Raw genomic sequence first — 2,552 nt, forward strand, 5'->3', positions numbered from 1 at the left:
AATTGGAGCAGTACAAGGAATAATTCCGATTAACACGGCCACAAGTAGACCAATGGGACAACTTTTTAAGGCACTAACCCACTAAAACTGTATATTTAAAGGCTACCTATGAAAACTTGACAGATACTCCAGCCAACGCTTTCTTGAATATTATAATTATGTATGATATTTTTAAGCATCTTATCTTCGTTAAAGCATTCAAACCATTTAAAAAAATCATAAGAATTATTTCGTGATAAAGGAATTACCTTACCTTCGGTTCTATCCTTTGTGAATTTTTTATCTTTGCCAAAAATAAAAGAAGCATCAGGATCGAATAGCTTATAAGTTTTCATTGTTCTGTTAAGATTATAAACTGACAATGTATTCACTTTACCAATAGTTTTTATTCTGAATGAAGTAGATTGCTTACTGTTTAAATCTTCTTTTTCTATTTTGTCCTCATTTATTTGATCCTTAACTTCTTTAGATTTGAATAAATCTCTAAAGGCTGAAAACATGAGCTATAGCTCCTCCTCACATTGGTGATGTTAATAATATAATTGTTATCCATAAGTATATTTTCAACTTAAATCAATTTGTACTACAGCTATTAATAATAGTAGATTGAATAGTTTGCTACTATTATTAATTTTAATGACCTAAAAGATTCTCTTGTATATACGAATTTAATGACATTCTTACAGATGGATCATCACTTGGTAGATAATATTTTGTTCCCTTTCCCTTTCCACTTCTTTTGACATATTTTTTATCTACTAATTCATTAATTATATTATGTCCTTGATAACTAGAAGCATAAAGATCCTTAAGATCAGAATAAGATACTACTAACTTTTCAGCTATACGTTTATAAGTTGGTCTTAGTTCTTCTGGCATATCTTTTAAAATAGAATCAATTAATGGAATTTTCCAAAGAATCAATTTTGTATTTATTATCGAAGAACTAATAATCGGTGTTCTTAATTTTAACTCTCCAGCTGTTTTATATATTCTGTAGCCACCACTCCCAGTATGTTCACCTAACCTCGCTCTTATAAACGCGTCGAATATTTTAGGATTTCTAGCTATTGAAGTACCACCTTGGATAAAATCTAAGGACGAAACTCTCATTTCTCCAGGATTGTCAAATTCTATATAATCATCATACATCGAAATCTTAGTCGTTCTTTTAGACGAGTAATCTGCATGAACTAAAGAATTTACAATAGATTCTCTAGTAATACGCTTAAAATCTTCACCTGCATCAACCCTTCTATCTCCTCGAAGAACAAAACCATTTTTTATATTATTGTCTATTTTTGCAGCAACAATTCTATAGAAACTATAAATATTCTGTGGATGACCTAATTCATTCGATGTAAACACCCGATCATCATAGTCTACAGATGATGGACTAGTTTTTTCTATAAAGTCTAAGAAAAAGTTCGGAAAAACATCCGTAATTGAATTAAATTTCCCAAATAATAATAACGCTGCACTTGTAAGCTTAAACGGCGCATTTTCTTGACTTCGATCTCGTTTAATAAGTCCCATAGATTTCAAAAATTCTTCAAGAGATAAATCACTAAATAAATCATTATTTTTATCTTGAAGTTCTAAGTAATAATTTTGTATATCTACTTTATTCAAATCATCCATTGAAAAATTATCTAATAGTTCTGAATCAGTATTAGAATCAGCATCTCTTAAGAAAATTTTTAATTCATCACCATTAGCTTTACGATCACTCTCGTTTTCCCTAATATATGTTTTTCTAATATCATCATCCAAATAAATTGGTCTTTTTGTAAAGCTGATCTTATTGACATTTATAATTAATAACTTTCTATCAGAAATATTCTTAGTTTCAAAATCTGATTCCTTTACCACCATTTTTGAAAGTTTGCCACTTTTTTGAGTATTTAAAAAATCAGTTTTTAATTTATCTTCATCTGTAATTCCAACAGGGATATTTAAGTGTTTCTTTTTTATTTCTTTAACCCCTAATATAATTTTTCCACCATCAGTATTTGCAAAAGCACTAACCGTTTCCCAGATGCTCGTAGGTAAACGATTTTCTCTGCATTCTTTATATTCAAGGTGTCGATTTTCTGGTACTAGACTTTTTATACTTTCCAATCTTGTGGATCCTCCAAACATATACAGACAATAGTTATTATTACAAATATATAACATGAGTAAGCATAAATATATGACTACTTATCAAATGTATTTAAATATATATCAAATGTATTTAAATATATATCAAATGTATAACACGAGCAAGAATTATTATTCTACGGCGGTTTATCAAATGTATTCAAACATATATCAAACATATATCAAACATATATCAAACATATATCAAACACACTATTACTATTGCTAGTAAAGGCTGAAATATTATAACATATCAACCCTTTAACTAAAAAACTATAAGAAAGGCAGATTGCAAGAAATAACTTGAACGAATTTAGTGACGTAGATTAAGCAAGAAGATCTCGATTGGTGTATGCCAATTAAGACATTTAAGTGGCCGTGAATTCAGATACCAATTGATTTGAACCAGT

Annotated in this window: 2 protein-coding genes and 1 pseudogene; all 3 read right to left on the reverse strand. The window is 29.0% G+C overall.

Going from position 1 to position 2,552, the window contains the following annotated elements:
- Positions 1-95: 95 nt before the first annotated feature.
- Positions 96-500, reverse strand: a complete 405-nt coding sequence (locus tag CBG10_RS07495; protein ID WP_094512169.1) for a hypothetical protein — start codon at positions 498-500, stop codon at positions 96-98.
- Positions 501-633: 133 nt separating this feature from the next.
- Positions 634-2,121, reverse strand: coding sequence for an RNA-binding domain-containing protein (locus CBG10_RS07500; RefSeq protein ID WP_179231250.1), 1,488 nt, complete (start codon positions 2,119-2,121; stop codon positions 634-636).
- A 334-nt stretch (positions 2,122-2,455) separates the two neighbouring features.
- Positions 2,456-2,552, reverse strand: a pseudogene (locus CBG10_RS07505) (IS30 family transposase); the annotation flags it as partial.

Source organism: Limosilactobacillus reuteri, from assembly GCF_002254085.1.
Classification (GTDB): Bacteria; Bacillota; Bacilli; order Lactobacillales; family Lactobacillaceae; genus Limosilactobacillus; species Limosilactobacillus reuteri_K.

What these genes read in the sequence shown, in the direction of transcription:
- CBG10_RS07495 (WP_094512169.1), bottom strand. Translation starts at nt 500, where the DNA reads ATGTTTTCAGCCTTTAGAGATTTATTCAAATCTAAAGAAGTTAAGGAT.